The sequence below is a fragment of the Cobetia sp. MC34 genome (genome assembly GCF_018340035.1).
Taxonomy (GTDB): Bacteria; Pseudomonadota; Gammaproteobacteria; order Pseudomonadales; family Halomonadaceae; genus Cobetia; species Cobetia amphilecti.
In genome coordinates, this window is sequence record NZ_JADPPY010000002.1 from 197626 (window position 1) to 223028 (window position 25403).

Genomic DNA, 25403 nt, shown 5'->3' on the forward strand with positions numbered 1-25403 from the left:
GACAGCGTACACTGAACATGGGGCATGACGACGCGGCGCCGGGTCGTGCCCCGCTCAATTCTGGTGATATCCCGCGGGATAGCACTGTCAGGAGTGGATGCATGCCAAACAATGACAATGATCACGCTGCCGATACGCAACACGCCAACGCCGGTCAGTCCATGAGCGCCAGCGGCAATCATCGCGTACTGATCACCGGCAGCGGACTCTACACGCCGCCCAATGCCATCAGCAACGAGGCATTGGTGGCGTCCTTCAATGCCTGGGTGGCGGCGGACAATGCCGCCAATTCCGACGCCATCGCACGTGGTGAGCGTGAGGCGCGCACCGAGTCCAGCGCCGAATTCATCGTCAAGGCCTCGGGTATCCACAGCCGCTACGTGCTGGATGCCGAGGGCATTCTCGACCCGGAGCGCATGCGCCCACGCCTGCCGGCGCGCGCCAATGACCAGCCCTCGGTGCAGTGCGAGATGGGCGTTGCGGCCGCGCGTGAAGCGCTGGCGGCGGCGGGCGTCAACGCCGCGGACCTGGATCTGGTCATCGTGGCCTGTTCCAACCTCGAGCGCCCCTATCCGGCGGTGGCGGTGGAACTGCAGGCCGCGCTCGAGGCCGGTGGCTATGCCTTCGACATGAACGTGGCGTGCAGCTCCGCCACCTTCGGTATCGAGACCGCTGCCAACGCGATTCGCAGCGGCAGTGCCAGGCGTGTGCTGATGGTCAATCCGGAGATCTGCAGTGCGCATCTCAACTTCCGCGACCGTGACAGCCACTTCATCTTCGGGGATGCTTGCACGGCCGTGGTGCTGGAAGCGGCGGATGTCGCCACGCGCACCGATGGCTTCGAGGTGCTCGGCACGCGTCTGGTGACGCGCTACTCCAACGCGATACGCAACAATTTCGGCTTCCTCAATCGCACGGCGGTGCTTGAGGACGACGTGGCATCCGCGATGACACTTGACAGCGCAAGCCATCGTGTAAAGGCCGATGACAAGCTGTTCATCCAGGAAGGGCGGCGCGTCTTCCGCGAGGTCTGCCCGATGGTGGCCGAGCTGATCACCACCCATCTGGGCGAGATCGAGGCAGACGGCGGTGATCTTGATCGCATGTGGCTGCACCAGGCCAACCGCCACATGAACGACATGATCGCGCGGCGCGTGCTCGGGCGTGACCCGTCGAGCGAGGAAGCGCCGATCATTCTCGATCGCTACGCCAATACCAGCTCCGCGGGCTCGGTGATCGCCTTCCACCTCCATCACGCTGATCTGGCGCCGGGGAGCCTGGGGGTATTGTGTTCTTTCGGGGCAGGCTACAGTGCCGGCAGCGTGCTGCTGAAACGCTGCGGTTGAAGCAGGACATTGCGCGAATCCACGTGGCCTGTGCTGGCTCTTGGCGGGCGCGGAACGTATAAAGAAGACCGGACCTGACAGCCAGGGATGTGGCAAGGACCGCTGCAGGAATCCAATAGACTTACAGGTGACGAGATGCACACGATCAAGACTTCCCTGCCGGCACTGCTGGCCATGTCCCTGCTGGCGGGTTGCGCCAGTACCGGAGACAGCGAGCCGAACCCTCAGGACCCCTGGGAGGGCTTCAACCGTAACGTCTATACCTTCAATGACACCCTGGACCGCTATGCCCTCAAGCCGGTCGCGCAGGGCTATGACTATGTGACGCCGGAGCTGGTACAGGATGGCGTGGGCAACTTCTTCTCCAATCTGGGAGAGGTCCGCACCATGTTCAACTCGGTGCTGCAGTGGAAGTGGGCCAATGCCGGTGTCTCCACCGGCCGTCTGCTGCTCAACTCCACCGTCGGCATCGGCGGCCTGTTCGATCCGGCCAGCGAACTTGGCTGGACAGTGGACGAGGAAGACTTCGGTCAGACCCTCGCCGTCTGGGGCGCAGGGCAGGGGCCGTATCTGGTGCTGCCGCTGTTCGGTCCGAGTACCGTGCGTGATACCGCGGGCATGCCGGTGGATTACTTCGCTGATCCCGTCAACTACGTCGAAGACGACAAGGTGCGTTACGGCCTGAAGGCGCTGGATCTGGTCGATACCCGTGCCGGTCTGCTCGAGCAGGAGAAGCTGATCCAGGGCGATCGTTACAGCTTCATTCGTGATGCCTACCTGCAGCGCCGCAACTTCGAGATCAACGATGGCAAGCTGGGTGATGATCCCTTCGCCAGCGACAGCTTCGATGATGCCGATCTCGACGGTGCCTTCGCACCGGAAGACGACAGCCAGTAACGCGTCACCCGCAGCAGGCGACCGGTACCGTGAATGGTCAGTGGTGCCGGTCGCGAGGGCAAGCAGCATCAAGACTGCGAGTGGATGGCAGTAAGGACGGGAATGAGGGGTTGGCATGGCGGATGAGCAAGGCAAGCGTCTGTTGATCGGTCTGATTGATCTTCCCGGCTCGCGGCGTGATGCGCTGGCGAACCTGTTGACGGATGAACGCTGTGCGGTGGCGGCCTGTGATGGCATCGCGACACTGCCCAGCGGAGTGGCGGTGGTGGTCGCGCATGTCGAGGCCGTTTCCAGTCATGAGTGGGCGCGTCTGGCCGAGCGCCTGCCGACGGTGGTGGTGGCCGAGAGCCGTGGCGATGAATGCCTGTTGCCGGCGGTGGAGGCCGGGCTGGTCGATTACCTCATCTCGCCGCGCGAGCATGGCTCGGTACTGCGCAGTCTGCTCAAGCGGGCGGCGGAGCATCACCAGCTGGCCCATGAGCACGCCAAGGCACGCGCGCGCCTCGAGGAGCTCAACGAGCACCTGGAGACGCATCTGGCGCTGCTGCGTCAGGACCAGCAGGCCGGTGGCCAGATCCAGCAGCGTCTGCTGCCTCAGAGCGGGCAGCACATCAATGGCGTCAGTTATGAATACTGCCTGTCGCCGTCGCTGTATCTGTCGGGTGACTTCCTCGAGTATCAGGCGATCGACGAACGCTTCAGCCTGTTCTACTTTGCGGATGTCTCCGGGCATGGCGCCTCGTCGGCCTTCGTGACCGTGCTGCTCAAGCTGCTGTTCGCACGCGCGATCCGCCACTGGGAGGAACATACGCCGGAAACCTTCGGCCCCGAGTGGCTGGCACTGCTCAACCGTGAACTGATCGACAGTGGTATCGGCAAGCATGCCACGGTGATGTGTGGTGTGATGGACCGTGACACGCGCACGCTGCATTACACCCTGGGCGCCCAGCTGCCGATGCCGGTACTGGTCACGCCCGATGGCGAGCTGCGTGAGCTGGAAGGCAGCGGTCGGCCGGTGGGGCTCTTCCCAGACACCCGCTATCCAGCGTATCGTGTGGCGCTTCCTGAGCGCTTCCGTCTGTGGCTGGCCAGTGATGGTGTACTGGAATGCCTGCCGGGCGAGGCGCTGGAGGACAGGACTCGAGCACTGCATCAACGGATTCTGAGCAGTGAGGATGTGCAAGGATTGCGTCGTGGACTGGCGCTGGATGGCGAGCTGCCGGATGACCTTACCTTGATGACGCTGACAGGATTCCATGATGGATGAAGGACGTATCCAGGCCGTGTTCGAAGACGGCCTGTTCGTGCTCAAGCTATCCGGTGATGTACGCCTGACGCTGTGTGCCACGCTGGATCAGCAGGTACAGCGCGTGGCTGCGGTTGAGGGACTGGAAAGCGTGATCATCGATCTGCGCGAAGCGACCAATGTCGATTCCACCGCACTGGGCTTTCTGGCCAAGCTGGCGCTGGCGGTCCGCGACCGGCTGGTGATGCCGGCGCAGGTGGTGGCTGCCCATCCCGACGTGCTGACCATGCTCAAGGTGATGGGGTTCGACGAGGTGGCCAGTGTCGTGGACGCCGGCAGCCTGCCGGAGGCGGACCAGGCCGATCTGGACGGGGCTTCCTGCTGCAACGCGCCAGCGCTGAACGAGTCTCAGGATGACGCCGATGCCTCGCCCCAGCAGGAGCAGGAGCTGCGCGGGCGCATTCTCGAGGCTCACCGGCTGTTGATGTGCCTGAACGGCCACAACCGCCTGGAGTTCCAGCCGCTGATCGAGCTGCTGGAAAGCGAGGAGCATCGCCAGCCGCACTGAAGGCGCGCGCTGGGGCTTTTAGCCTGACAGCACGCTGCTGAAAGCACGAACCTGACAGCGCGATTCAGACAGCACGTTTCTGAAAGCACAAAAAAAGCGCCTGCCGTGAAACACGGCAGGCGCTTTTTGTTGCCTTGGCCATTCAATGAGCTCTTGCTTAACAAGAGCTCATCATCGGCGCTATGCTCGGTTGGCTCAGTGGCTGCGCAGTTCGGCCAGCAGAGTCTCGAGCTTGCGCTGATCGGCCATGAACTTGCGGATACCTTCGCCCATCTTCTCGGTGGCCATGGCGTCTTCGTTCATGTCCCAGCGGAAGTTGGACTCGGTCAGCACTTCCGGCACGTTCTGCTCGGCATCGGCGGCCAGCAGGCGACGTTCCAGCGGGCCGGTGCTCTCGGCCAGCTCACCCAGCAGTGCCGGCGAGATGGTCAGGCGGTCACAGCCGGCCAGCGCTTCGATCTCGCCGGTGTTGCGGAAGCTGGCGCCCATCACGATGGTCTTGTAGCCGTGGCCCTTGTAGTGCTCGTAGATGGCCTTGACCGACTTCACGCCCGGGTCGTTGTCGCCGCTGAAGTCGGCGTCCGGCTGATTGGCCTTGTGCCAGTCGAGGATACGACCGACGAAGGGCGAGATCAGCGTCACGCCGGCATCGGCACAGGCCTGGGCCTGGGCGAAGCTGAACAGCAGCGTCAGGTTGGTGCGGATGCCTTCGCGCTCGAGCTTCTCGGCGGCGCGAATGCCTTCCCAGGTGGAGGCGGTCTTGATCAGGATGCGTTCCTGACCGACGCCATTGGCGGCGTAGCGCTCGATGATGCGATGCGCGCGACGGATGGTCTCGTCGGCATCGAAGGACAGGCGGGCGCTGACCTCGGTGGAGACATAGCCCGGCACCAGGCCGGCGATCTCGGTACCGATATCCACGGCCACGGCATCGACGGCATCATCGATGTCGGTGGCCTTGCGCGCGACTTCGGTCAGGCGCTCGCGACGTGACGGGTCCTGAGCGGCCTGCAGGATCAGTGACGGGTTGGTGGTAGCATCAGTGGGCGCGAAGCGACGAATGGCCTCGAGGTCACCGGTGTCGGCGACGACGGTGGTCATTTCCTTGAGTTGGGAGAGCTTGTCCTGTGCCATGCAAGAGTTTCCTGTACTGAGCGTGAGCCACCCGAAGGGGTGAGTGGCCCTCATGAATAAGGCAAGAGGTGAAGGGCAGGGGCCGCCGGAGCGAGCGCTGCCACCGAGTGTGCACCCACGCCTGCCGGCTGTGAAGGCATCTCGGGCCGATCGCCCCAAGTGAATGATCCGCGGGGATTTCATCAGCGTGATGTGACATTCGTCACCTGTGTAGGTCAACTGTATCAATTGTGCGGCGGCGCGCCCACTGTCGTCATCTGACGGCAAGGGCGTGGCGTTTTCGGCACGTGGACATACCATCGACAAACGATTGCAGGAGGGGATGTGGACAAGCGTCAAACCCGTCAGCTGGCCTTGCTGGTCGCGGCCAATACGGCCCTGGCTCCATTGGCCATCGATGCCTATCTGCCGGCATTGCCGGCCATGGCAGAAGACCTGGCGACCACGGTGCACCATACGGAGCTGTCGCTGTCGGTCTTCCTGCTCGGCTTCTCGCTGGGGCAGCTGATCTTCGGCCCGCTGTCAGACCGTATCGGGCGCAAGCCGGTCCTGCTGTCAGGCATCTTCGTCTTCCTGCTGGCGAGTCTGGCCATCACCCAGGTCGAGAGCCTCGAGGGGCTCTATGCGCTGCGCTTCCTGCAGGCGCTGGGCGGCGGCGCCTCGGTGGTCAATTCCTCGGCGATCGTGCGCGACTGCTTCAGTGGCCGCGAGGCGGCCAAGGTGCTGTCCACCGTCGCGGTGATCATGATGCTGGCGCCCTTGATCGCGCCTGCCATCGGCAGTCTGCTGCTGGGCATGGCGGGCTGGTGGCTGATCTTCGCCTTCCTGGCCGCCTATGCCGCCTTCCTGCTGGTGGTGTTGCCGCTGCGCTTGCCCGAGACCCGACGCAAGCGCGAGGCGGACGAGCCGCCGGCCAGCCTCCTGCAGGTCGCGCGTGACTATGCCAGCGTGCTGCGCCACGGGCCGGCGATGGGCTATGCGCTGACGCAGGCGATGGGCTTCGGTGGCATGTTCGCCTTCATCACCGCGTCGCCCTACGTCTATATGCAGCATTTCGGAGTGACGGCGGCCTGGTACCCGGTGCTGTTCGGCGCCAACATCCTGTTCATGTTCACCGCCAACCGTCTCAACGTGCGCCTGCTGTCACGCCTGTCGCCGCCGCGCCTGCTGCGCATCGGCATCGGTATCCAGCTGTCTGCGGCCATCCTGCTGGTATCGGCGTTGGCGCTGGGGCTGGACCTGCTCTACGTCATCGCACCGCTGCTGATGGTGTTCGTCGGGGCCAACGGCATGGTGGCGCCCAACGCGATCTCCTCGGCGCTGGAGTATTTCCCGCGCATCAGCGCCACGGCCAATGCGCTGATCGGCAGCATGCAGTTTGCCAGTGGCGCCGTGATCGGCATGTTGATCGCAGGTCTGGCGATGGACAGCCTGTGGCCGATGATTCTCGGCATGCTGGGCACGGCGCTGGTCAGCAATATTCTGCTGCGGGTGCTGGCAGGGCGTCGCGCCCTGGCGCGCCATGAGACGCCGTCCGACTGAGAAAGGCTTGAGCCGGCGACTGTCACACAGTTGTCATGAATGCTTGGCAAGGTACTCCCTGTAGACAAGAAGCCACCTCACTGGCTCATTCCTATCGCAAGGAGTTTCAGGCATGAAGGCGTTCCTCAAGTCCGGTCTCGCAGTGGCTGTCATCGCTGCATCAGTTGGTGCTGCAGAAGCCCGTGAACAGCTGCGCATCGTGGGTTCTTCCACGGTCTATCCGTTCTCCAGCTACGTCGCTGAAGAGCTGGGTGCCACCAGCGATTTCCCGACTCCGGTCATCGAATCCACCGGTTCCGGCGGCGGCATGAAGCTGTTCTGTGAAGGTGTCGGTGACAGCACTCCGGACATCACCAACGCCTCTCGTCGCATGAAGACGTCTGAATTCGAGCGCTGTGAAGAGAACGGTGTGACCGATATCACCGAAGCCATGATCGGCTTCGACGGTATCGCCTTCGCCCAGTCTGTCCGCGATGGCAGCATCGACCTGACCCGTGAGCAGATCACCCTGGCGGTCGCCGCTCAGGTGCCGGTCGACGGCAAGCTGGTCGACAACCCCTACACCAAGTGGTCCGAGATCGACTCCTCCCTGCCGGACCGCAAGATCACCGTCTACGGGCCGCCTTCCACTTCCGGTACCCGTGACGCCTTCGAAGAGCTGGTGATGGAAGTTTCCACCGAAGAGATGGAAGGCTACGGCGGTGAGGGTTACACCAACATCCGTCAGGACGGTCACTACATCGCTGCCGGCGAGAATGACAACCTGATCATCCAGAAGCTGGTCGAGAACACCGAAGCCTTCGGTATCTTCGGCTACTCCTTCCTCGAAGAGAATGCTGACAAGGTCGTCGGTGCTTCCATCGATGGCGTGCAGCCGGAAGCCGATGCCATCTCCTCTGGCGAGTACCCGGTCTCCCGCTCCCTGTTCTACTACGTGAAGAACCAGCACAAGGATGACGTGCCGGCTCAGCAGGCCTACAACGACCTGTTCATGAGCGAGAAGATGATCGGTGAGCTGGGCTACCTGAAGGGCATCGGTCTGATCCCGCTGCCGAAGGAAGAGCGCGCCACGCTTCGCGAGCAGGTCGCTGAGCGCACCAAGCTGACTCTGGCCGATCTCCAGAAGTAAGCAACGCAGCTGACCCTCTGACGCGGCCGGTTGCCCTTGGCAGCCGGCCCGTTTGCTTGACTGGTCGCAGGGTTTCGCAAGGCATGAAGCCTTCCCCCTGTGAACAACGCGACTCCGGGACCCGAAAGATGCAGACTCAGCAGATCTTTCTCTTCTTCATAGGCATCGTGGCGCTGGCTGGCCTGGTGGCCTTCTTCAGCGGCCGCAGCAAGGCACAGCGTGTGCGTGCCAGCGGTGCTGAAATGTACGCCCAGCCGGATCAGTACGGCTGGTTCACGGCAATCTCCAGCGCAGGGCCTGCTCTGCTGGTCGGTCTGGCAGCCGTCGTTGCGATTGCCACCGCAGATATCGATATCGAAGGCATGCAGCTGCTGATCGCCAGTCTGGTCGTCGCAGCCGTCGGCCTGGTCATCGGCCTCGCCCTGGTGAAGCCTGATTTCCATGCGCGCAATGCCATCGAGACCCTCATTCGTTATGTGTTGATCGGCGCGGCGATGATCTCCATCGTCACGACGTTCGGCATTCTGGTCTCCATCATCTTCGAGGCCATCCGCTTCTTCCAGATGGAAAGCTTCTGGACCTTCATCACCGGCACCACCTGGGATCCGGGCAACAGCTTCCAGATGGCCGCCGGCCGTGGTGAAGGCGTCGAGAGCACCGCCAACTTCGGTGCCGTACCGCTGTTCGCCGGTACCTTCATGATTACCCTGATCGCGATGCTGGTGGCCATTCCCATCGGCCTGCTCGCCGCGGTCTACATGGCAGAGTTCGCCCCCGAGAGCGTGCGTACCGTCGCCAAGCCGGTGCTGGAAGTGCTCGCCGGTATCCCGACCGTGGTCTACGGCTTCTTCGCCGCCATCACCGTCGCGCCGCTGATCGTCGACATCTTCTCGCCGCTGGGCATCGAGGCGTCCTACAACAACGCGCTGGCGCCGGGTCTGGTCATGGGCATCATGATCATTCCGTTCATCTCCTCACTGTCCGATGACGTCATCACCTCCGTGCCGGACACCATGCGTCAGGGCTCTCTGGCGCTGGGCATGACCCACGGCGAGACCATCCGCAACGTCATCCTGCCGGCCGCGCTGCCGGGCATCATCTCCGCGTCTCTGCTGGCCATGTCACGCGCCCTCGGCGAGACGATGATCGTGGTGATGGCGGCGGGCATGCGTCCGAACCTGACCGCCAACCCGCTGGAAGACATGACCACCGTCACGGTGCGCATCGTTGCCGCGTTGACCGGCGACCAGGAATTCGCGAGTGCCGAGACTCTGTCGGCCTTCGCGCTGGGTCTGGTGCTGTTCGTTGTCACTCTGCTGCTGAACATGGTCTCGGTGGTCCTGATCCGCCGCTTCCGTGAGAAGTACAGCGCCAACAACCTCTGAGGCCGAGACTAGACATGAGCCATTCATTCGACGATATCTCGGCCCAGCTGAAGGGCCGTCATCGCCGCACCAAGCGCCTGAAATTCATGTCCATGGGCGCACTCGCCCTGGCCGCCACCTTCCTGGTGGTCTTCATCGGCGACATGGTCATGCGCGGCTATCCGGCCTTCCAGCAGGCAGAACTGCACGTACCGGTCACCTACAGCGAGCAGTCGCAGGAAATCCCGCTGGCAGCGGTGGAAGAAGACGTGCGTGATCTGGTCAGCCGCGGCTGGCTGCGCCAGCTGCCGCGCGACATGGCCGCTGACGCCAGCCTGATGGGGCAGACGATCGACCGTTGGGTAATCGCCGATGATCAGGTCGACCAGTACCTCAAGGGCCACAAGTCACACCTGAAGCCCAAGCAGACCGCCGTGCTGGACCGCATGATCGAGAACGGCACGGCCGAGCTCAAGTTCAACATCAACTTCTTCACCACCGGTGATTCGAAGCTGCCGGAATACGCCGGTATCTGGTCGGCCGCGATGGGCACGATCCTGACGCTGCTGGTCACGCTGGCCTTCGCCTTCCCGGTCGGCGTGCTGACGGCGGTCTATCTGGAGGAGTTCGCTCCGGACAACCGCTTCACCCAGGCCATCGAGATCAACATCAACAACCTGGCGGCGGTGCCGTCGATCCTGTTCGGTCTGCTGGGTCTGGCGATCTTCATCAACTTCTTCGGCATGCCGCGTTCCTCCCCGCTGGTCGGTGGTCTGACGCTGGGTCTGATGACCTTGCCGGTGATCATCATCACCACGCGCTCGGCGCTGCGCAGCGTACCGGACACCATTCGTCAGGCCGCCTTCGGCGTCGGCTGCTCCCGCTGGCAGGTGGTGCGTGACCATGTATTGCCGCTGTCGCTGCCGGGGATCCTGACCGGTTCCATCATCGGCCTGGCACAGGCGATGGGCGAGACCGCGCCGTTGATCATCGTCGGCATGGTGGCCTTCATTCCGGATGCGCCGACCGCCATCACCCAGGCTGCCACCGTGCTGCCGGCCCAGATATTCACCTGGGCGGGCGAGCCGGAGCAGGCCTATGTTGAACGTACTGCGGCGGGCATCCTGGTGCTGCTGTCAGTGCTGATCCTACTCAATGCCGCAGCCGTGATGCTGCGCAAGAAATTCGAGCGTCGCTGGTAGGCAGTTGCGAGGCGGCCCGCCGATTGGCCGGTCGCCTTCCACCCTTAGCCCTGGCCCACGACTCATCAAGGAATACGAGACATGAACAGCACCGTCGCCACTCCCGCCAAGCCTGCCGCCGCCACTCGTCCCGGTAGCCCGGTCGTCATCAACGAAGATGCCAACCACGAGCTGGCCATTCGCGTGGAAGACCTCAACCTGTGGTACGGCGAGAAGCAGGCGTTGAAGAACATCAACATCGATGTCTTCCAGAAGAACGTCACCGCCCTGATCGGCCCGTCCGGTTGTGGCAAGTCGACCTTCCTGCGCTGCCTGAACCGCATGAATGACTTGATCCGCAGCGTGCGCATCGAAGGTCTGGTCGAGATGGATGGCCGTGACGTCAACGCGCGCAACATGGATGAAGTGGCATTGCGTCGTCGCGTCGGCATGGTGTTCCAGAAGCCGAACCCGTTCCCCAAGTCCATCTACGACAACATCGCCTACGCGCCGACCATGCACGACCTGGTCAGCCGTCGCGCCGACAAGGATGATCTGGTCGAGAGCGCGCTGCGTGATGCGGGTCTGTGGGAAGAAGTGAAGGACATTCTCGATCAGCCGGGCACCTCGCTGTCCGGTGGTCAGCAGCAGCGTCTGTGCATCGCGCGTGCCATCGCGGTCAAGCCGGACGTCATCCTGATGGATGAGCCGACCTCGGCACTCGACCCGATCTCCACCGCGACCATCGAAGACCTGATGGACAAGCTGAAGACCCAGTTCTCCATCGTCACCGTGACGCACAACATGCAGCAGGCGGCACGTGTCGCCGATTACACCGCCTTCTTCCACATGGGTGAGCTGGTGGAGTACAACGACACCAAGACCATGTTCTCCAACCCGAATACCAAGAAGGCCGAGGACTACATCACCGGTCGCTATGGCTAAGCGGCGCCAGCGTCAGGGCTCGGAAGGCTGAGCCCCTGATCGCTGCCTGAGAGCATCGCAGGTCGCACGACGACACGAGGCCCGGATCATTGATCCGGGCCTCGTGTCGTTTCAGAGCAATGCTTTGTCTGTCGCCTGTCTCGTATCAGTCTTCCAGTTCGACGGCGATCGCGGTGGCCTCGCCGCCGCCGATGCACAGCGCCGCGATGCCGCGCTTCTTGCCGCGGCGTTCCAGCGCGTTGATCAGGGTGACGATGATGCGCGAGCCGGTGGAGCCCACCGGATGCCCCTGGGCGCAGGCGCCGCCGAAGACATTGACCTTGTCGTGCGGGATGTCGTGGGCGTCCATCGCCAGCAGGGTGACCACCGCGAAGGCCTCGTTGATCTCGAACAGGTCGACGTCTTCCGTGGTCCACTCCAGGCGCTTCATCAGCGTGTCGATGGCGCCGATGGGCGCCAGCGTGAATTCGCTGGGGTGCTGGGAGTGGGTGCTGTGTCCGAGGATACGCGCCTTGACGGTCAGCCCGCGTCGTTCGGCTTCATCACGGCGCGTCAGCACCAGCGCCGAGGCGCCGTCGGAGATGGAGCTGGCGTTGGCGGCGGTGATGGTGCCGTCCTTGGCGAAGGCCGGACGCAGGGTGGGAATCTTGTCGAGATTGGCCTGGAAGGGCTGCTCGTCCTGCTCGACCACGCTCTCGCCCTTGCGGCTCTTGACCGTGACGGCGGCGATTTCCGGTGCGATATCCCCCGATTCGGTGGCTGTCATGGCACGTCTGAGCGATTCGATGGCGAAGTCGTCCATGCGCTGGCGGTCATAGCCGCGGGCATCGGCCACTTCCTGGGCGAACACGCCCATCAGCTTGCCGGTCTCGGCGTCTTCCAGCCCATCGAAGAACATGTGGTCCTTCAGCTCGCCATGGCCGAGGCGATAGCCGCCCCGCGCCTGGGTGAGCAGATGCGGGGCGTTGGACATCGATTCCATCCCGCCGGCCAGCATGATGCGGTTGGTGCCTGCGCGAATCAGGTCATGCGCCAGCATGGTAGCCTTCATGCCGGAACCGCACAGCTTGTTGATGGTGGTGGCGCCGATGCTGTCCGGCACGCCGGCCTGACGCATGGCCTGCCGCGCCGGGCCCTGCTTGACGCCGGCGGGCAGCACGCAGCCGAAGATGCCCTCGTCGACATCGGCAGGCGTGAGGCCAGCGCGTTCGATGGCTGCCTTGATGGCCACGGCGGCGAGCTGTGGTGCGCTCAGCGTCGAGAGTGAGCCCTTGAGGCCCCCCATCGGCGTGCGGGCGCCGGCGAGAATCACGATGTCATCGGCGCTGGCGGCGGGGCTTGGCATGGTGCGGGAAGCGGTCGTCATGACGGTCTCCTGTGTCTTGTTATTGGAAGATCGAGTCGTGCAGTCGGCGTTGTGATCACTGCGTGGCTATGCTTTGATCCATTCAATCCCATAAACCAAGCAAGCGCTAGTTATACGATGAATGTAGCCACCGCCTCACCCCGTCGCAAGGAGCTGGTCCGTATCGCTGCCCGCCTGTTCGTCGAGGAGGGTTTCGATCGCACCACCGTCCGCATGCTGGCCCAGGAAATGGGCATCAAGTCCGGCAGTCTCTTCCATCACTTCGCCGACAAGCAGGAAATTCTGTGCGCCGTGATCGAAGAGGGCATGTTCAGTGCGCTGGCCATCGCCCGTGAGCATCTGGCGCGCTGCGAGCCGTACCAGGCAAGCGAAGTGACCGCCTCGGCGGCATCGCAGCAGCAGGCGCGTGAGCGACTGCTGGCCCTGGCGCGTGCACATCTGGACACGCTGCTCACGGATCGCAATGCCCATGTGGTCGCGCTCTATGAGTGGCGGCGGCTGGAGGGCCCGGCGCGCGAGCATCTCGTCCAGCTGCGCGATGACTACGAGGATCTGTGGCGTGACGCCATCGCCTCCGCCGTGGCCGCAGGGCTGCTCAAGGGCGACGCCGCGCTGCTGCGCCAGTTCATGCTCGGCGCGCTCAACTGGACGGTACGCTGGTATCGCCCCGATGGAGAGCGCTCCCCCGATGAGCTGGCCGAGGCGCTGGTCGACAGCCTGTGTCGTCTGCCCTGAGCGAGTGTCTGCTGCACGGCGTCCGTTACACCGCCTCTGCAACTTTTGGTCAGTCGAGCGTCACAATGCTTGCCGCCCGACAGGCTTGTCGCTAACTTGACGTTTACGTTAACTGTAGATGGCTGGCGCCCAGTCATCTCACATCGCCCCGGAGCACCACTCAGGAGCCAGTCACGCCATGACGCCAAGCGATACAACAACAAACCGCACGTCACGCGCCGCCTCTGCTGCATCTGTCGCACCTGCGAATTCACACGCCATGCAACCCGCCGCCAGCCAGACGCTGAGCGATTATCTGGCCGCCTTCGATATCCAGGCGCTGCGCGATGAATTGTTCACCACGCCGCTCGACGGCGAGGGCGAGCTCGGCAATGCCTATGAGGCGTGTGTCGGGCGTCATCTGCGCGCCGGGCAGGGCGATCGTATCGCGCTGGTCCATGAAGACGAACAGGGCCGGGTGCGTGAGCTGAGTTACGCACAGCTCGATGAGCAGAGCGCGCGGATGGCGGCTGCCTTGAAGGCTCAGGGTGTGATGGCGGGGCAGCGGGTCGCCTGCATGCTGTCGCGCACGCCGGAGCTGATGATCGCGCTGGCCGCGACCTGGCGGCTGGGCGCCGTCTATCAGCCGCTGTTCACCGCCTTCGGCACCGATGCGCTCGACTATCGCCTGTCGCGCGCCGAGACGCAGATCGTGATCACCGAGACGAGCCAGCGCAGCAAGTTCACTGAGCTTGCCCGCCATCCCGTGATCATCTGCGTGCGCGGTGAGGGAGACGCACTGGAGGCGGGCGATCTCGACTGGCAGACATTGATGCAGAGCGAGCCACTGACCGAGCCGCCGGTGTGGCTTCCGGCGGAGGCGCCCTTCCTGCAGATGTTCACCTCCGGCACGGTCGGCAAGCCCAAGGGTGTGGCAGTGGCGCTGAACGCGCTGCCTGCCTTCTGGCTCTATCAACGCCTGGCGGTGGACCTGCGCCCCGGCGAGCGCTTCTGGAACATGGCCGACCCCGGCTGGGCATACGGCCTCTACTACGCCATCACCGGCCCGCTGCTGCTGGGTGCCACCACCTACTTCATGCAGGCGCCGTTCAGTGCAGAAGGCGGGCTGGCGTTCATGGAGCGTCATCGCATCGACAACTTCGCGGCCGCGCCCACGGCCTATCGCATACTCAAGGCCTCCGGGCTCGGTGAAGGTGCCTTCGAGCGCCTGAACCTGCGGGTCGCAAGCTCCGCCGGTGAGCCCCTCAACACTGAGGTGGTGGGCTGGGTCGCGCGGGAGCTGGGCTGTGCGGTGATGGACCATTACGGTCAGACCGAGACCGGCATGACCTGCTGCAATCATCACGCGCTGGCCCATGAGGTCGTGGTCGGCAGTGTCGGCTTCCCGCTGCCCGGCTATCGTCTGGCCGTGCTCGACGCCGAGTATCGTGAACTGCCGCCGGGCGAGCCGGGTGTGCTGGCGGTGGATATCGCCCGCTCGCCCGCGCACTTCTTCGCCGGCTACACCTGGCAGGAGAAGCAGCCCTGCGTCGAGGGCTATTACCTGACCGGAGACGTGGTGGTGGCAGAGCCCGATGGCCGCTTCACCTTTGCCGGGCGTGATGACGACATCATCACCACCGCGGGCTATCGCGTCGGCCCGGCGGATGTCGAGAACGCTGTGCTGGTGCATCCGGCGGTGGCGGAATCGGCGGCGGTCGGCAAGCCGGATGCGCTGCGTGGCGAGATCATCAAGGCCTATGTGGTGCTGCGCGATGGCCATGTCGGCAGTGACGAGCTGGCGGAGGAAATTCGCGCCAGCGTGCGTCAGCGACTCTCGGCGCACAGCTATCCGCGCGAGATCGACTTCGTCGACAGCCTGCCCAAGACGCCATCGGGCAAGATCCAGCGTTTCCTGCTGCGGGCACAGGCGCGCGCGAGCTGAACACCGAGCCATACATACGGCTCTCAGGCATGGTCGGCTATCCGGCGGGGCTTGTGTGTTACCACGCGCCTGTCACCACCGGCCTCTCATCACCTTTCCTGCCATCACCTTTCGGGAGACTCGTTTCATGAAGATCGCCGACCACTGCTTTCTGATCACCGGCGCAGCATCCGGCCTCGGGGCCGCCACGGCCTCACGTATCGTCGCGGCCGGCGGCCAGGTGGTGCTGGCGGACCTTACCGAGGCCGCACGTGAACAGGCCGAGGCGCTGGGGGAGGCGGCACGCTTCTGCCACTGCGATATCACCGACAGCGCCAGTGTCGAGGCCGCGCTGGATGTCGCGGAGCAGACCTTCGGTGCCATTCATGGCGTGATCCACTGCGCCGGCGTGGTGAGCGTCGCCAAGCTGGTGGACCGTGATGGCGAGCCTGCTCCGCTGGAGGGCTTCGAGAAGACGCTAGCGATCAATCTGAGCGGCACCTTCAACGTGGCGCGCCTGACGGCGGCACGCATGGCGCGCAATGCCGCCGAGGGCGAGGACGGTGAGCGGGGCATCATTCTCAATACCGCCTCGGTCGCGGCCTTCGACGGCCAGGTAGGGCAGTGTGCCTATAGCGCCTCCAAGGCCGGGGTCGCCGGCATGACGCTGCCGATGGCGCGCGAGCTGGCACGCCATGGCATTCGCGTGATGGCGATCGCGCCCGGCGTGTTCGAGACACCGATGATGGCCGGCATCCCGGAGCCGGCTCGCGAAGCGCTGTGCGAGGCGGTGCCGTTTCCCAAGCGTCTGGGCAAGCCCGATGAGTTCGCGCGTCTGGCCGAGCACATCATCACCAACAGCATGCTCAACGGGGAAGTGATCCGCCTCGATGGCAGCATTCGCATGGCCTGAGGCTGGCGGGCAAGGCCTTTATCGTCTGGATCGGGCTCTCTGGATCAGCTTTCTGGAGAGAGCACGGTACACAAGGAATCTTGCAGGACAGGTTATCTCTGGGGGAGATATTGCTCGACCGCGGCTGCGGTCGGGCTTTTTTGTGTCTGTTTTTGGTGTGTGTCTGTTTTTGGTGTGTGTCTTTTTATGTCTGTCGTGCGCGCGGCGCGGCCTGAAGACAGGACTTGCCATTGATGAAACAGGGCTTGCCACCAATGTCGCAGGCCAGAAATCAAACGACCGCTTGACGGTATGGCGAAAGAGGCGTTAATTTCAAACACATGTTTGATAGTGTTGCGTCAGACCTGTTCGCCGCCAGCGACTCGCTTCTTCATTGCTCGAGTGAGTGTTGCGCCGCCTGACAAGCGTCCTGCCGCCACCTGTCGTTGTTCAGGTCAGCGCCGCCGCGTCGCGACGGCTCAAGGAGTAAAGCATGCCGGACTATCAGGCGCCGTTGCGCGACATCCGCTTCGTGATGAATGAGCTGCTCGACTATCCCGCGCACTATGCCAGCCTGCCGGGTGGCGATGAGGCCAGCGACGATATCGTGACCGCCATCCTCGAGGAGGGCGCACGCTTCGCTCATGAGGTGCTGACGCCGCTGAACCAGTCGGGCGACCGCGAGGGCTGTACCTTCGAGGGCGGCGAGGTCAAGGCGCCGAGCGGCTTCAAGGCTGCCTATCAGCAGTATGTCGAGGGCGGCTGGCCGAGTCTGGCTGCCTCACCGGAACATGGCGGTCAGGGTCTGCCGCCGTCACTGGCGATGGTGCTCTCGGAAATGGTCGCCTCCGCCAACCTGTCGTGGGGCATGTATCCGGGCCTGTCGCATGGCGCGATGAATGCACTCGAGCATCACGGCAGCGAGGTGCTCAAGCAGACCTATCTGACCAAGCTGGTCGAAGGCAGCTGGACCGGCACCATGTGCCTGACCGAGCCGCATTGCGGCACGGACCTGGGGCTGATCAAGACCCGCGCCGTGCCGCTGGATGACAGCGATGGCAGCAAGGGCTACCGCATCAGCGGCACCAAGATCTTCATCTCGGCCGGTGAGCACGATCTTTCCGAGAACATCGTGCACCTGGTGCTGGCCAAGCTGCCGGATGCTCCGGAAGGCTCGCGTGGCATCTCGCTGTTCGTGGTGCCCAAGTTCCTGCCCGACGCCAATGGCGAGGCCGGTGAGCGCAACGGCGTCAGCTGTGGCTCCATCGAGCACAAGATGGGCATTCACGGCAACGCGACCTGCGTGATGAACTTCGATTCCGCCACAGGCTATCTGGTCGGTCCGCCGCACAAGGGGCTGGCCTGCATGTTCACCATGATGAATGCCGCGCGTCTCGGGGTAGGGATCCAGGGCGTGGCGCTGGCCGAGGCCAGCTTCCAGAATGCGCTGAGCTATGCGCGTGACCGTCTGCAGATGCGTGCCCTGTCCGGCGCCAAGGCGCCGGAGAAGGCGGCCGACCCGATCATCGTGCATCCGGACGTGCGCCGCATGCTGCTGACCCAGAAGGCCATCGCCGAGGGCGGGCGCATGCTGGTGATGTATGCCGCCCAGTTCAATGACATCGTCGAGAACGCCCCGGACAGTGAAGACAAGGCGCGTGCCGATACCTTGCTCGGCCTGCTGACGCCCATCGTCAAGGCCTTCCTGACCGAGACCGGCTTCGAGGCGACCAATCACGGCGTGCAGGTCTATGGCGGCCACGGCTTCATTCAGGAGTGGGGCATGGAGCAGTTCGTGCGCGATGCGCGCATCACTCTGCTCTATGAAGGCACCACCGGTATCCAGGCGCTGGACCTTCTGGGCCGCAAGATCCTGATGAGCCAGGGCGAATCGCTCAAGGTCTTCACCAAGGAGATTCACAAGTTCTGTCAGGCCAGCGAAGGCAGCGAGTTCGCCAATCCGCTCGCCGAGCTCAACCGTGAATGGGGCGAGCTGACCATGGCGGTGGGCATGGGCGCGATGCAGGACCGCGAAGCGGTCGGCGCGGCCAGTGTCGATTACCTGATGTATGCCGGCTACGTCACGCTGGGCTACCTGTGGGCGCGGGCCGGTGAGACGGCCAGGGCCGCGCTGGCGGCCGGCGAAGGGGACGCTGCCTTCTATCAGGCCAAGCTGGATACCGCGCGCTTCTACTTCCAGCGCATCCTGCCGCGCACGCAAGGCCATGCCGCGATGATTCGTGCCGGTGGCGAGACGCTGATGGCGCCGATGGTGGAAGGCTTCGGCAGCGGCTTCGAGATCTGATGACGGTTTCAAGCCTGACAGCAGTTTCAAGCCTGACAGCAGTTTCAAGCCTTACAGCAGCTTCAAGACTCAGCAGTTCGATGTATCGGCAACAGTCGTGTCTTATGCCTCCAGTCAGTGCGCTCTGACTCGGTACCCTTGGGGAGACTTCGGTCTCCCCATTTTTTGTGCGTCTTGAGGGAGGCGCGGGTTTTCCCCGACACGAGCAATCAATCTCGTTTCAGTCTTGGCTTGTGACAGGCATGCGCCCAAGATAGGCGCATCGAAGGCTGTCCCGAGGAACCCGCGGGGCAGCGACGCGCAAGTACTTATGGCAAGTACTGATGGCAAGCACTGACAGGATAGGTGGCGCAGGATGCACGCGAACGATACGCCTGACGAAAGATCGCGACACGAGGAAGTGCCGCCCGAGGCGCAGATGGCCGAGGCGCAGATGGCCGATGCGCAAGCGCCTGACGATAGCGTTGGCGAGCCACGCAGCGTCAGTGAGGGCACTTCCATCGAGGAGACCGTGACACGCATGCAGGTGCCACGCGACGAGCGTCAGCAGGAGGCGCTCGAACGCTCCGGACGTTCTCGCCACGCGCCCAACGTGCGCCGCGCGCTGGAGATTCACCCCTTGCTGGTCGGCATGGCCGCAGTGGTCATCATCATCGGCGGCCTCAAGCTGGCGGCGGACCTGGTGGTGCCGCTGCTGCTGGCGGTGTTCGTCGCTGCGGTCTGCGATGCGCCGGTGCGCTGGCTGGCCCGTCACGGCATCGGGCAACGCTTCGGGGTGCCGATCGTCATCCTGACGGTCTGCGTGCTGTTCTCGTCACTGACGGCGCTGCTGGTCTCGCGCTTCACCCTGTTCAGCGATGAGATGCCCAAGCTTGAGGAGAGCTTGCGCGAACAGTATCAGAGCATGCTGGAATGGCTGGCGGACAGCGGCGTATCCATCGCGCCGGCCCGTTTCAGCGAGCTGGTCGATCCGGCCTCGTTGACCCAGTGGGTGCCGAACCTGCTGACCGGACTTGGGGGGTTATTGTCCTCGAGCGTGATCATCGTGCTGACGGCCACCTTCCTGCTCTATGAGGCATTGTCACTGCGCGACAAGCTGGTCAGCACGCTGCGCAGCCCGCATGTCAGTCTGCGCCGCTTCACGCTGTTCTCGCTGACGCTGCGCCGCTATCTGGCGGTCAAGACCTTGATCAGCCTCGTGACCGGGGGACTGGTCGCGATCAGCTGTCTGGTGCTCGATGTGGAGTTCGCCTTCCTGTGGGCCACGCTGGCCTTCTGCCTCAACTACATCCCCAACATCGGCTCGGCGCTGGCCGCGGTGCCTGCGGTGTTGCTGACGCTGGTGATGCCGGAAGGCGGCGTGGTCAAGGCGCTGATGCTGGGCGGCTGTTATCTGGCGATCAACTTCATTCTCGGCAACTTGATCGAACCGCGCGTGATGGGGCGCACCCTGGGACTGTCGACGCTGGCCGCCTTCCTGTCGCTGGTGGTGTGGGGCTGGGTGTTCGGGCCGGTGGGCATGCTGTTGTCAGTGCCGATCACCATGACGCTCAAGATCGCCTTCGACTCGCACCCGGGCACGCGCTGGGCGGCGCGTCTGCTGGGCCCCTCCGTGCGCCGGATTCGCCGTCGTCGACGCTTGGCGGAGGAATGACCCGCGAGCCAGCTCTGCGTGGATGACCCGCTGCCTGAATGCCAAAGGCCCCGTCACGCATAGCGTGACGGGGCCTTTGGTTATCGAATCAGTGCGCAGTGACTGGCGGGGCAGTCACCTGTCAGCAAGTCGACTCAGAGGTTCTGCTCGATGAACTGGCTCAGTTGACCCTTGGACTGGGCACCGACCAGAGAGGCGACCTTGGCGCCGGACTTGAACAGGATCACGGTCGGCACGCCACGCACGCCTTGCTCGGCGGCGATTTCCGGCGCGTCATCGACATTGACGTTGACGATCTTCAGGCCTTCGCCTTTCTCGTTGGCGACTTCTTCGACGACCGGCGCCATCATCTTGCACGGACCACACCACGGGGCCCAGAACTTCAGCAGGACCGGGGCTTCAGCGTTGAGAACTTCCTGTTCGAAGTTGGCGCCGGTGACATCGACGTGATTGGACATCTTGTTTCTCCAGGGGATTCGTTTCGCTGTCTGCGGCATTGCCGGACATGCAGGCTGCGTCCGATGGTAGCGCCACTTTGCATCACTGACAAATGGGCATTGTCCATCGGCTCAATAGCACGGGGTTATGATCGCTAGTGTTTTTATAGCTGTTTTATTGGTTTGAGGGAATAGCAACGGGGCAGGCAATGTGGATTGCCCGCCCCGACTTTGGTATTGCCTGTGCGAAGGATCCCGCAGCTAGGAGAGCTCAGAAGAAGGCGTAACGGATGCCCAGTCCCAGCAGCAGGGTCGTCAGCAGGCCCTGCAGCAGGCCGCTGGGCATGTGGCGTGTCAGGCGTGCGCCCAGGCTGATGGCGGGCAGTGAGCCGACCAGCAATGCGCCGAGCAACAGGAAGTCGACATTGCCCAGCCACAGGTGGCCCAGTCCCGCGACCAGTGTCAGCGGTACCGCGTGAGCGATATCGGTGCCGACGATGCGCGCGGTGCTCAACAGCGGGAACAGCATGATCAGCACGGCAGCACCGAAGGCGCCGGCCCCCACGGAGGACAGGGTGACGCACACACCGAGCACGATGCCTGACAGTACGGTCAGCGGTGCCGCGTGGCGTACGATGAAGCTTTCCGGGCTGATCAGCCCCAGCAGGCGCTTCTTGAACAGCAGCACGCCGGCGGTGAGGATCAACATCACGCCCAGCATGCCCTTGATCAGGCCCGCGTAGGCGGTGGGGTCAGTGAAGAAGGTATGCAGGACCGCAATCGTCAACAGCGCCGCCGGCAGCGAGCCGATGGCCAGGCGTCGGGCGATGGTCCAGTCCACATGGCCCTGGCGATGGTGCGCGAAGGCGCCGCCCGCCTTGGTAATGGAGGCATAGAGCAGGTCGGTGCCCACGGCGATGTGCGGCGGGAAGCCGAACATCAACAATAGGGGCGTCATCAGCGAGCCGCCGCCCACGCCAGTGACACCGACCGCGAAACCCACTCCGGCGCCTGCCAGCACGTATAGCAGCAGTTGTGTGACTTCCATCCCTACCTACCCCCTTGTCAGGTTACTGTCGCCAATCTACTCTTGAGCGTATATTCCCGAAAGGAATCATTATTCATGATTTTATCGCCCGATCATCTTAGCAAGGTGACCGGCCATGTCCGGGCCACTGTCACGCCGCGTCGCGTCGATGGTGCTTCTCAGGAGAGTGAAGCCGCATGAAACTCCAGCAGTTGCGTTATATCTGGGAAGTCACCCGCCACAACCTGAACGTGTCCGCCACCGCGCAAAGTCTGTATACCTCCCAGCCGGGCATTTCCAAGCAGATTCGTCTGCTGGAAGATGAACTTGGCGTCGAAATCTTCGCACGCAGTGGCAAGCACCTGACGCGGGTGACCCCGGCCGGCGAGTCCATCGTCGAGCTGGCAAGCCAGGTGCTGCGCACGGTGGAGAACATCAAGCACGTCGCCCAGGAGCACAGTGACGACCGTCGCGGCAGCCTGTCGATCGCCACCACGCACACCCAGGCGCGTTATGCCTTGCCGCCGGTGATCGCCGATTTCACGCGCAAGTACCCGGATGTCGCGCTGCACATGCAGCAGGGCACGCCGAAGCAGATCGCCAACATGGTCAGTGAAGGGCAGGCCGACTTCGCTATCTGCACCGAGTCGCTGGAGCTGTTCAACGACCTCATCCTGCTGCCGTGCTATCGCTGGAACCGCTGCGTGCTGGTGCCCAAGGATCATCCGCTGGCCAATGGCGAGGAGCTGACCCTCGAGTCGCTGGCCAGTTATGCGCTGGTCACCTACACCTACGGCTTCACCGGCCGCAGTCAGCTGGACGATGCCTTCAAGTCCCACGGCCTGGCGCCCAACGTGGTGCTGACCGCCTCGGACGCCGATGTCATCAAGACCTATGTGCGTCTCGGCATGGGCATCGGCATCGTCGCGCACATGGCGGTGGACGAGGTGGCCGACGAGGACCTGGTCGCGCTGGACGCCACGCATCTGTTCGAGAGCTCCACGACCAAGATCGGCATCCGTCGCGGCACCTTCATGCGCAGCTACATGTTCGAATTCGTCGAGCGCTTCGCGCCGCACCTGACGCGGGAGCGCGTCGAAGCGGCACTGGCCGCCGGCCCGCGCCACGAGCACGAGATCTTCCACGACATCGAGCTGCCGGTGCGCTGAGTGCCGGTGGACTGAGTCCCGCTCGCCTGATCTGCCACAGCGCAGATGAAAAAGCCCGCCTCCTGAGAGGCGGGCTTTTTGCTGGCTGGGCGGTGTGAGCGCACAGCGTCAACCACTAGGCTCAGTGTGCCAGGTGCAGGCCACACTCGCGGTTGTCTTCCGCCTTGGTCGGGTCGACGTAGTCGAACTCGTTGGGCAGGTCGTGGGCGACCAGATACTCGTGCATCTGCTTGGATGACCAGTTGAGTACCGGGGCGACCTTGATCAGGCCATCGCCGTTCAGCGAGACCGGCTGCATGCCGGCACGGAAGGCGGTGTCACTGGCGCGCACGGCGGTGAACCACATCTCGGGGTTCAGTTCGCGCAGCGCACGTTCGAAGGGTTCGAGCTTCACTTCACGGGTGAAGGCTTCGTGGCGCGGGTCATCGATATGCGGCGTGAGGCCATCGACGGCTTCACGGTGGGCACGCGTGCGCTGCGGCAGATAGATGATGCGGTTCAGGTTCAGCTTGCGCGTCACCTCATCGGCGAAGCGATAGGTGGCATCGGTGTTGTAGCCGTTGTCCATCCACACGATCGGGATGTCAGGACGGAAGCGCGTCACCATGTGCAGGATCACCGCCTCGAAGGGACGGAAGTTGGTGGTGCAGATGGCGTGCTTGTCCAGCGACAGAGCCCAGCGGGTCAGGGCTTCCGGGTCGTTGCCGAATTCGGCATTGATGTGGGCGAGATCGAAGGTATCGGACATGAAAAGTCTCCAGAACTAGGGCACGTCCGATGGAGCGGGGCGCAGGGCTGATCAATGGCCAGGGAAGGTCATCAGCAGAGGCGGATAGCGCTCAAGGAGACGTGCAGGAATGCGCCTACCCTATCAAAGGCAGGCACTGCTTCCCCAATACGAATTCGTTCGAACGTTATATGCCATCGAGTTATGGCGCTCATGACGCCTTATAACGCCGCCTGTCAGCCAAGCGCTTCCATCAGGCGCTGGATCTTGGCCAGGCTCTCGCGGTATTCGGCCTCTTCCTCGGAATCGGCGACCAGACCGCCGCCGCCCCACAGATGCACCTGGCCCTCGGCGATCACCGCCGTGCGGATCGCGATGGAGGTATCCATGTGGCCGCGGATATCCAGATAGCCGAGGCTGCCGCAATAGGCGCTGCGGCGCACCGGCTCCAGCTCCTCGATGATCTGCATGGCACGGATCTTGGGCGCGCCGGTGATGGAGCCGCCGGGAAAGGCGGCGCCGAGCAGATCCAGCGCATCGCGCCCTTCATCCAGGGTGCTGGTGATGGTACTGACGGAATGGTGCACGTTGGCGTAGCTCTCCAGCGCGCACAGTGAGGGCACCTTGACGCTGCCGGGCGCGGAGACGCGGCCCAGGTCGTTGCGCAGCAGGTCGACGATCATCACGTTCTCGGCGCGGTCCTTGGGGCTTTCCAGCAGCTCGGCGGCAAGCCGGGCGTCCTCTTCCGGCGTCGCGCCACGTGCGCGGGTGCCCTTGATCGGCTTGGTCTCGACCGCGCGATGATTGACCTCGACGAAGCGCTCCGGCGAGACGGAGACGATCGCCATCTCCTCGCCCTTGGCGTCCTGCCAGCTCAGATAGCCGGCGTAGGGTGTCGGCGTGGCCTGACGCAGGCGCAGGTAGGCATCCCAGCTGTCGCCACTGCAGTCGGCGGAGAAGCGCTGGGTCAGGTTGATCTGATAGCAGTCACCGGCGTGCAGATACTCCATCACCTGACGGAAGCGTTCGCCGTAGCCCGCGCGATCCAGCAGTGGCGCGAAGGGGGTGTCGAGGGCGAAGTCGGCGCTGCTCGGCGCCGGTTGCTCCAGCCACTCAAGCACCTGCCGGCACCGTTGGGGCGAGGCGATCAGCCAGCTCTGCTGGCGCTGATGGTCACTGATCAATGCCCAGTCATAGAGACCCAGACGCGCCCAGGGCAGCGCGATATCGTCCTCGGTCGTGGCGGGCAAGTCTTCCAGCGCGCGCCCGAAGTCGTAGCTCCAGTAGCCCAGCAGGCCGGCGATGAACGGCAGGTCCTCGGCGCTCAGGTCATGCCGGGCGAGCTCTTCGCCTGCCAGCGTCTGCGGCAGCAGAGTCAGCAGTTGGCGCTGGGCCTCGATCACCGGCAGGCGGGCGAGGCGCTCCAGCGCTTCACGGAACTGGCTCAGGTCACGCATCGACTCCGGCAGCGGGCCAGTGAGCTTGCCGCCGTGTGGGCCTTGCTCCAGCACGGCCAGCGGGTCGCTGCTGATGATGTCGAAGCGGCCACCGGCCAGCGACGGCTGGCCGCTGTCGAGCAGCACGGCGTCGGGACGTGAGCGCAGGCGTGCGAAGCGCGACAGCGTGGAGGCTTCATCCTCGGCGGCGAGGGCGTAGGGCAGGGCGTTGATTTCGAGCGAGATGGTCATGACAGCTTCCGTTGGCGGACAGGGCATTCTAGGCATCCGAAGGCGTTTTGTCCGCCCATGCGTGCGGATTCCGGTGAGGGGCTGGCCTTGTTGGCTTGCCGTTCTCTCGTGCGCTGATTAAGGTGCCTGCCTCTGAACGCCCTGCGCC

21 protein-coding genes are annotated in these 25403 nt (G+C 63.8%); 15 read left to right on the forward strand and 6 right to left on the reverse strand.

Going from position 1 to position 25403, the window contains the following annotated elements; all coding sequences use genetic code 11:
* Positions 1-161 precede the first annotated feature (161 nt).
* The 4 genes from IZU87_RS02075 (at position 162) to IZU87_RS02090 (ending at position 4057) form a co-directional block, all read left to right on the forward strand.
* Positions 162-1346 carry a beta-ketoacyl-ACP synthase III gene (locus IZU87_RS02075; protein ID WP_213113552.1) on the forward strand — a complete coding sequence of 395 codons (1185 nt, stop codon included), beginning with the start codon at positions 162-164 and terminating at the stop codon, positions 1344-1346.
* A gap of 135 nt (positions 1347-1481) precedes the next feature.
* Entirely contained in the window at positions 1482-2243 is a 762-nt protein-coding gene (locus IZU87_RS02080) for an MlaA family lipoprotein (RefSeq protein ID WP_107335497.1), read from the forward strand.
* A 115-nt stretch (positions 2244-2358) separates the two neighbouring features.
* Positions 2359-3510, forward strand: coding sequence for a PP2C family protein-serine/threonine phosphatase (locus IZU87_RS02085; RefSeq protein ID WP_043333982.1), 1152 nt, complete (start codon positions 2359-2361; stop codon positions 3508-3510).
* Positions 3503-4057 carry an STAS domain-containing protein gene (locus IZU87_RS02090; RefSeq protein ID WP_043333981.1) on the forward strand — a complete coding sequence of 185 codons (555 nt, stop codon included), beginning with the start codon at positions 3503-3505 and terminating at the stop codon, positions 4055-4057. Before IZU87_RS02085 ends, IZU87_RS02090 begins: the two co-directional genes overlap by 8 nt.
* Before the next feature lie 195 nt (positions 4058-4252).
* Here the strand turns inward: IZU87_RS02090 and tal are convergent, their stop codons facing one another.
* Positions 4253-5191, reverse strand: a complete 939-nt coding sequence (gene tal, locus IZU87_RS02095; RefSeq protein ID WP_043333980.1) for a transaldolase — start codon at positions 5189-5191, stop codon at positions 4253-4255.
* Between the two features lie 324 nt (positions 5192-5515).
* Here tal and IZU87_RS02100 point away from each other — a divergent pair, with 324 nt between their 5' ends.
* The 5 genes from IZU87_RS02100 (at position 5516) to pstB (ending at position 11352) form a co-directional block, all read left to right on the forward strand.
* Positions 5516-6733, forward strand: coding sequence for a Bcr/CflA family multidrug efflux MFS transporter (locus tag IZU87_RS02100; RefSeq protein WP_054555389.1), 1218 nt, complete (start codon positions 5516-5518; stop codon positions 6731-6733).
* A 112-nt stretch (positions 6734-6845) separates the two neighbouring features.
* The gene (locus IZU87_RS02105) at positions 6846-7862 is read left to right on the forward strand and encodes a substrate-binding domain-containing protein (protein WP_043333978.1); all 1017 of its coding nucleotides are present in this window, start codon (positions 6846-6848) and stop codon (positions 7860-7862) included.
* A 128-nt stretch (positions 7863-7990) separates the two neighbouring features.
* Complete coding sequence (gene pstC, locus IZU87_RS02110) at positions 7991-9247, forward strand: phosphate ABC transporter permease subunit PstC (protein ID WP_043333977.1); 1257 nt, start codon at positions 7991-7993, stop codon at positions 9245-9247.
* 14 nt (positions 9248-9261) lie between these two features.
* Positions 9262-10428 (forward strand): phosphate ABC transporter permease PstA, encoded by a 1167-nt coding sequence (gene pstA, locus IZU87_RS02115; protein ID WP_043333976.1) that lies wholly within the window; start codon positions 9262-9264, stop codon positions 10426-10428.
* 81 nt (positions 10429-10509) lie between these two features.
* The gene (gene pstB, locus IZU87_RS02120; protein WP_153635115.1) at positions 10510-11352 is read left to right on the forward strand and encodes a phosphate ABC transporter ATP-binding protein PstB; all 843 of its coding nucleotides are present in this window, start codon (positions 10510-10512) and stop codon (positions 11350-11352) included.
* A 145-nt stretch (positions 11353-11497) separates the two neighbouring features.
* Here the strand turns inward: pstB and IZU87_RS02125 are convergent, their stop codons facing one another.
* Positions 11498-12718, reverse strand: a complete 1221-nt coding sequence (locus IZU87_RS02125) for an acetyl-CoA C-acyltransferase (protein WP_249330386.1) — start codon at positions 12716-12718, stop codon at positions 11498-11500.
* A 117-nt stretch (positions 12719-12835) separates the two neighbouring features.
* On the opposite strand from IZU87_RS02125, the gene IZU87_RS02130 reads away from it, so the two are divergent.
* The 5 genes from IZU87_RS02130 (at position 12836) to IZU87_RS02150 (ending at position 20207) form a co-directional block, all read left to right on the forward strand.
* Positions 12836-13453 (forward strand): TetR/AcrR family transcriptional regulator, encoded by a 618-nt coding sequence (locus IZU87_RS02130; protein ID WP_213113527.1) that lies wholly within the window; start codon positions 12836-12838, stop codon positions 13451-13453.
* A 259-nt stretch (positions 13454-13712) separates the two neighbouring features.
* Positions 13713-15377 (forward strand): AMP-binding protein, encoded by a 1665-nt coding sequence (locus tag IZU87_RS02135; RefSeq protein WP_213113528.1) that lies wholly within the window; start codon positions 13713-13715, stop codon positions 15375-15377.
* Between the two features lie 127 nt (positions 15378-15504).
* Complete coding sequence (locus tag IZU87_RS02140) at positions 15505-16269, forward strand: SDR family NAD(P)-dependent oxidoreductase (protein ID WP_213113529.1); 765 nt, start codon at positions 15505-15507, stop codon at positions 16267-16269.
* Positions 16270-16741: 472 nt separating this feature from the next.
* On the forward strand, positions 16742-18553 hold the full coding sequence (locus IZU87_RS02145) for an acyl-CoA dehydrogenase C-terminal domain-containing protein (protein WP_213113530.1): 1812 nt from the start codon (positions 16742-16744) through the stop codon (positions 18551-18553).
* 355 nt (positions 18554-18908) lie between these two features.
* Positions 18909-20207 (forward strand): AI-2E family transporter, encoded by a 1299-nt coding sequence (locus IZU87_RS02150; RefSeq protein ID WP_249330387.1) that lies wholly within the window; start codon positions 18909-18911, stop codon positions 20205-20207.
* 134 nt (positions 20208-20341) lie between these two features.
* On the opposite strand, the gene trxA is transcribed toward IZU87_RS02150, so the two are convergent.
* Positions 20342-20665 (reverse strand): thioredoxin, encoded by a 324-nt coding sequence (gene trxA / locus IZU87_RS02155; protein WP_043333971.1) that lies wholly within the window; start codon positions 20663-20665, stop codon positions 20342-20344.
* 250 nt (positions 20666-20915) lie between these two features.
* Positions 20916-21692, reverse strand: a complete 777-nt coding sequence (locus IZU87_RS02160; RefSeq protein WP_043333970.1) for a sulfite exporter TauE/SafE family protein — start codon at positions 21690-21692, stop codon at positions 20916-20918.
* A 176-nt stretch (positions 21693-21868) separates the two neighbouring features.
* Here IZU87_RS02160 and cysB point away from each other — a divergent pair, with 176 nt between their 5' ends.
* The gene (gene cysB / locus IZU87_RS02165) at positions 21869-22840 is read left to right on the forward strand and encodes an HTH-type transcriptional regulator CysB (RefSeq protein WP_043333969.1); all 972 of its coding nucleotides are present in this window, start codon (positions 21869-21871) and stop codon (positions 22838-22840) included.
* Positions 22841-22961: 121 nt separating this feature from the next.
* Here cysB and IZU87_RS02170 read toward each other — a convergent pair whose 3' ends face one another.
* Both IZU87_RS02170 and pabB read right to left on the reverse strand, forming a co-directional pair.
* Entirely contained in the window at positions 22962-23588 is a 627-nt protein-coding gene (locus IZU87_RS02170; protein WP_213113531.1) for a phosphoadenosine phosphosulfate reductase domain-containing protein, read from the reverse strand.
* Between the two features lie 215 nt (positions 23589-23803).
* A complete protein-coding gene (gene pabB / locus IZU87_RS02175; RefSeq protein ID WP_213113532.1) occupies positions 23804-25255 on the reverse strand; it encodes an aminodeoxychorismate synthase component I in 1452 nt (483 codons plus the stop codon).
* Positions 25256-25403: the final 148 nt, after the last annotated feature.

Bases quoted from the DNA above. Each gene is read 5' to 3' on its own strand.
- IZU87_RS02105 (WP_043333978.1), top strand. From the start codon at position 6,846: ATGAAGGCGTTCCTCAAGTCCGGTCTCGCAGTGGCTGTCATCGCTGCA.
- IZU87_RS02170 (WP_213113531.1), bottom strand. From the start codon at position 23,588: ATGTCCGATACCTTCGATCTCGCCCACATCAATGCCGAATTCGGCAAC.
- trxA (WP_043333971.1), bottom strand. From the start codon at position 20,665: ATGTCCAATCACGTCGATGTCACCGGCGCCAACTTCGAACAGGAAGTT.
- IZU87_RS02075 (WP_213113552.1), top strand. From the start codon at position 162: ATGAGCGCCAGCGGCAATCATCGCGTACTGATCACCGGCAGCGGACTC.
- IZU87_RS02135 (WP_213113528.1), top strand. From the start codon at position 13,713: ATGCAACCCGCCGCCAGCCAGACGCTGAGCGATTATCTGGCCGCCTTC.
- IZU87_RS02140 (WP_213113529.1), top strand. From the start codon at position 15,505: ATGAAGATCGCCGACCACTGCTTTCTGATCACCGGCGCAGCATCCGGC.
- pabB (WP_213113532.1), bottom strand. From the start codon at position 25,255: ATGACCATCTCGCTCGAAATCAACGCCCTGCCCTACGCCCTCGCCGCC.
- tal (WP_043333980.1), bottom strand. From the start codon at position 5,191: ATGGCACAGGACAAGCTCTCCCAACTCAAGGAAATGACCACCGTCGTC.
- IZU87_RS02090 (WP_043333981.1), top strand. From the start codon at position 3,503: ATGGATGAAGGACGTATCCAGGCCGTGTTCGAAGACGGCCTGTTCGTG.
- IZU87_RS02145 (WP_213113530.1), top strand. From the start codon at position 16,742: ATGCCGGACTATCAGGCGCCGTTGCGCGACATCCGCTTCGTGATGAAT.
- pstA (WP_043333976.1), top strand. From the start codon at position 9,262: ATGAGCCATTCATTCGACGATATCTCGGCCCAGCTGAAGGGCCGTCAT.
- IZU87_RS02130 (WP_213113527.1), top strand. From the start codon at position 12,836: ATGAATGTAGCCACCGCCTCACCCCGTCGCAAGGAGCTGGTCCGTATC.
- cysB (WP_043333969.1), top strand. From the start codon at position 21,869: ATGAAACTCCAGCAGTTGCGTTATATCTGGGAAGTCACCCGCCACAAC.
- pstB (WP_153635115.1), top strand. From the start codon at position 10,510: ATGAACAGCACCGTCGCCACTCCCGCCAAGCCTGCCGCCGCCACTCGT.
- IZU87_RS02150 (WP_249330387.1), top strand. From the start codon at position 18,909: ATGCACGCGAACGATACGCCTGACGAAAGATCGCGACACGAGGAAGTG.
- IZU87_RS02125 (WP_249330386.1), bottom strand. From the start codon at position 12,718: ATGACGACCGCTTCCCGCACCATGCCAAGCCCCGCCGCCAGCGCCGAT.
- pstC (WP_043333977.1), top strand. From the start codon at position 7,991: ATGCAGACTCAGCAGATCTTTCTCTTCTTCATAGGCATCGTGGCGCTG.
- IZU87_RS02080 (WP_107335497.1), top strand. From the start codon at position 1,482: ATGCACACGATCAAGACTTCCCTGCCGGCACTGCTGGCCATGTCCCTG.
- IZU87_RS02085 (WP_043333982.1), top strand. From the start codon at position 2,359: ATGGCGGATGAGCAAGGCAAGCGTCTGTTGATCGGTCTGATTGATCTT.
- IZU87_RS02160 (WP_043333970.1), bottom strand. From the start codon at position 21,692: ATGGAAGTCACACAACTGCTGCTATACGTGCTGGCAGGCGCCGGAGTG.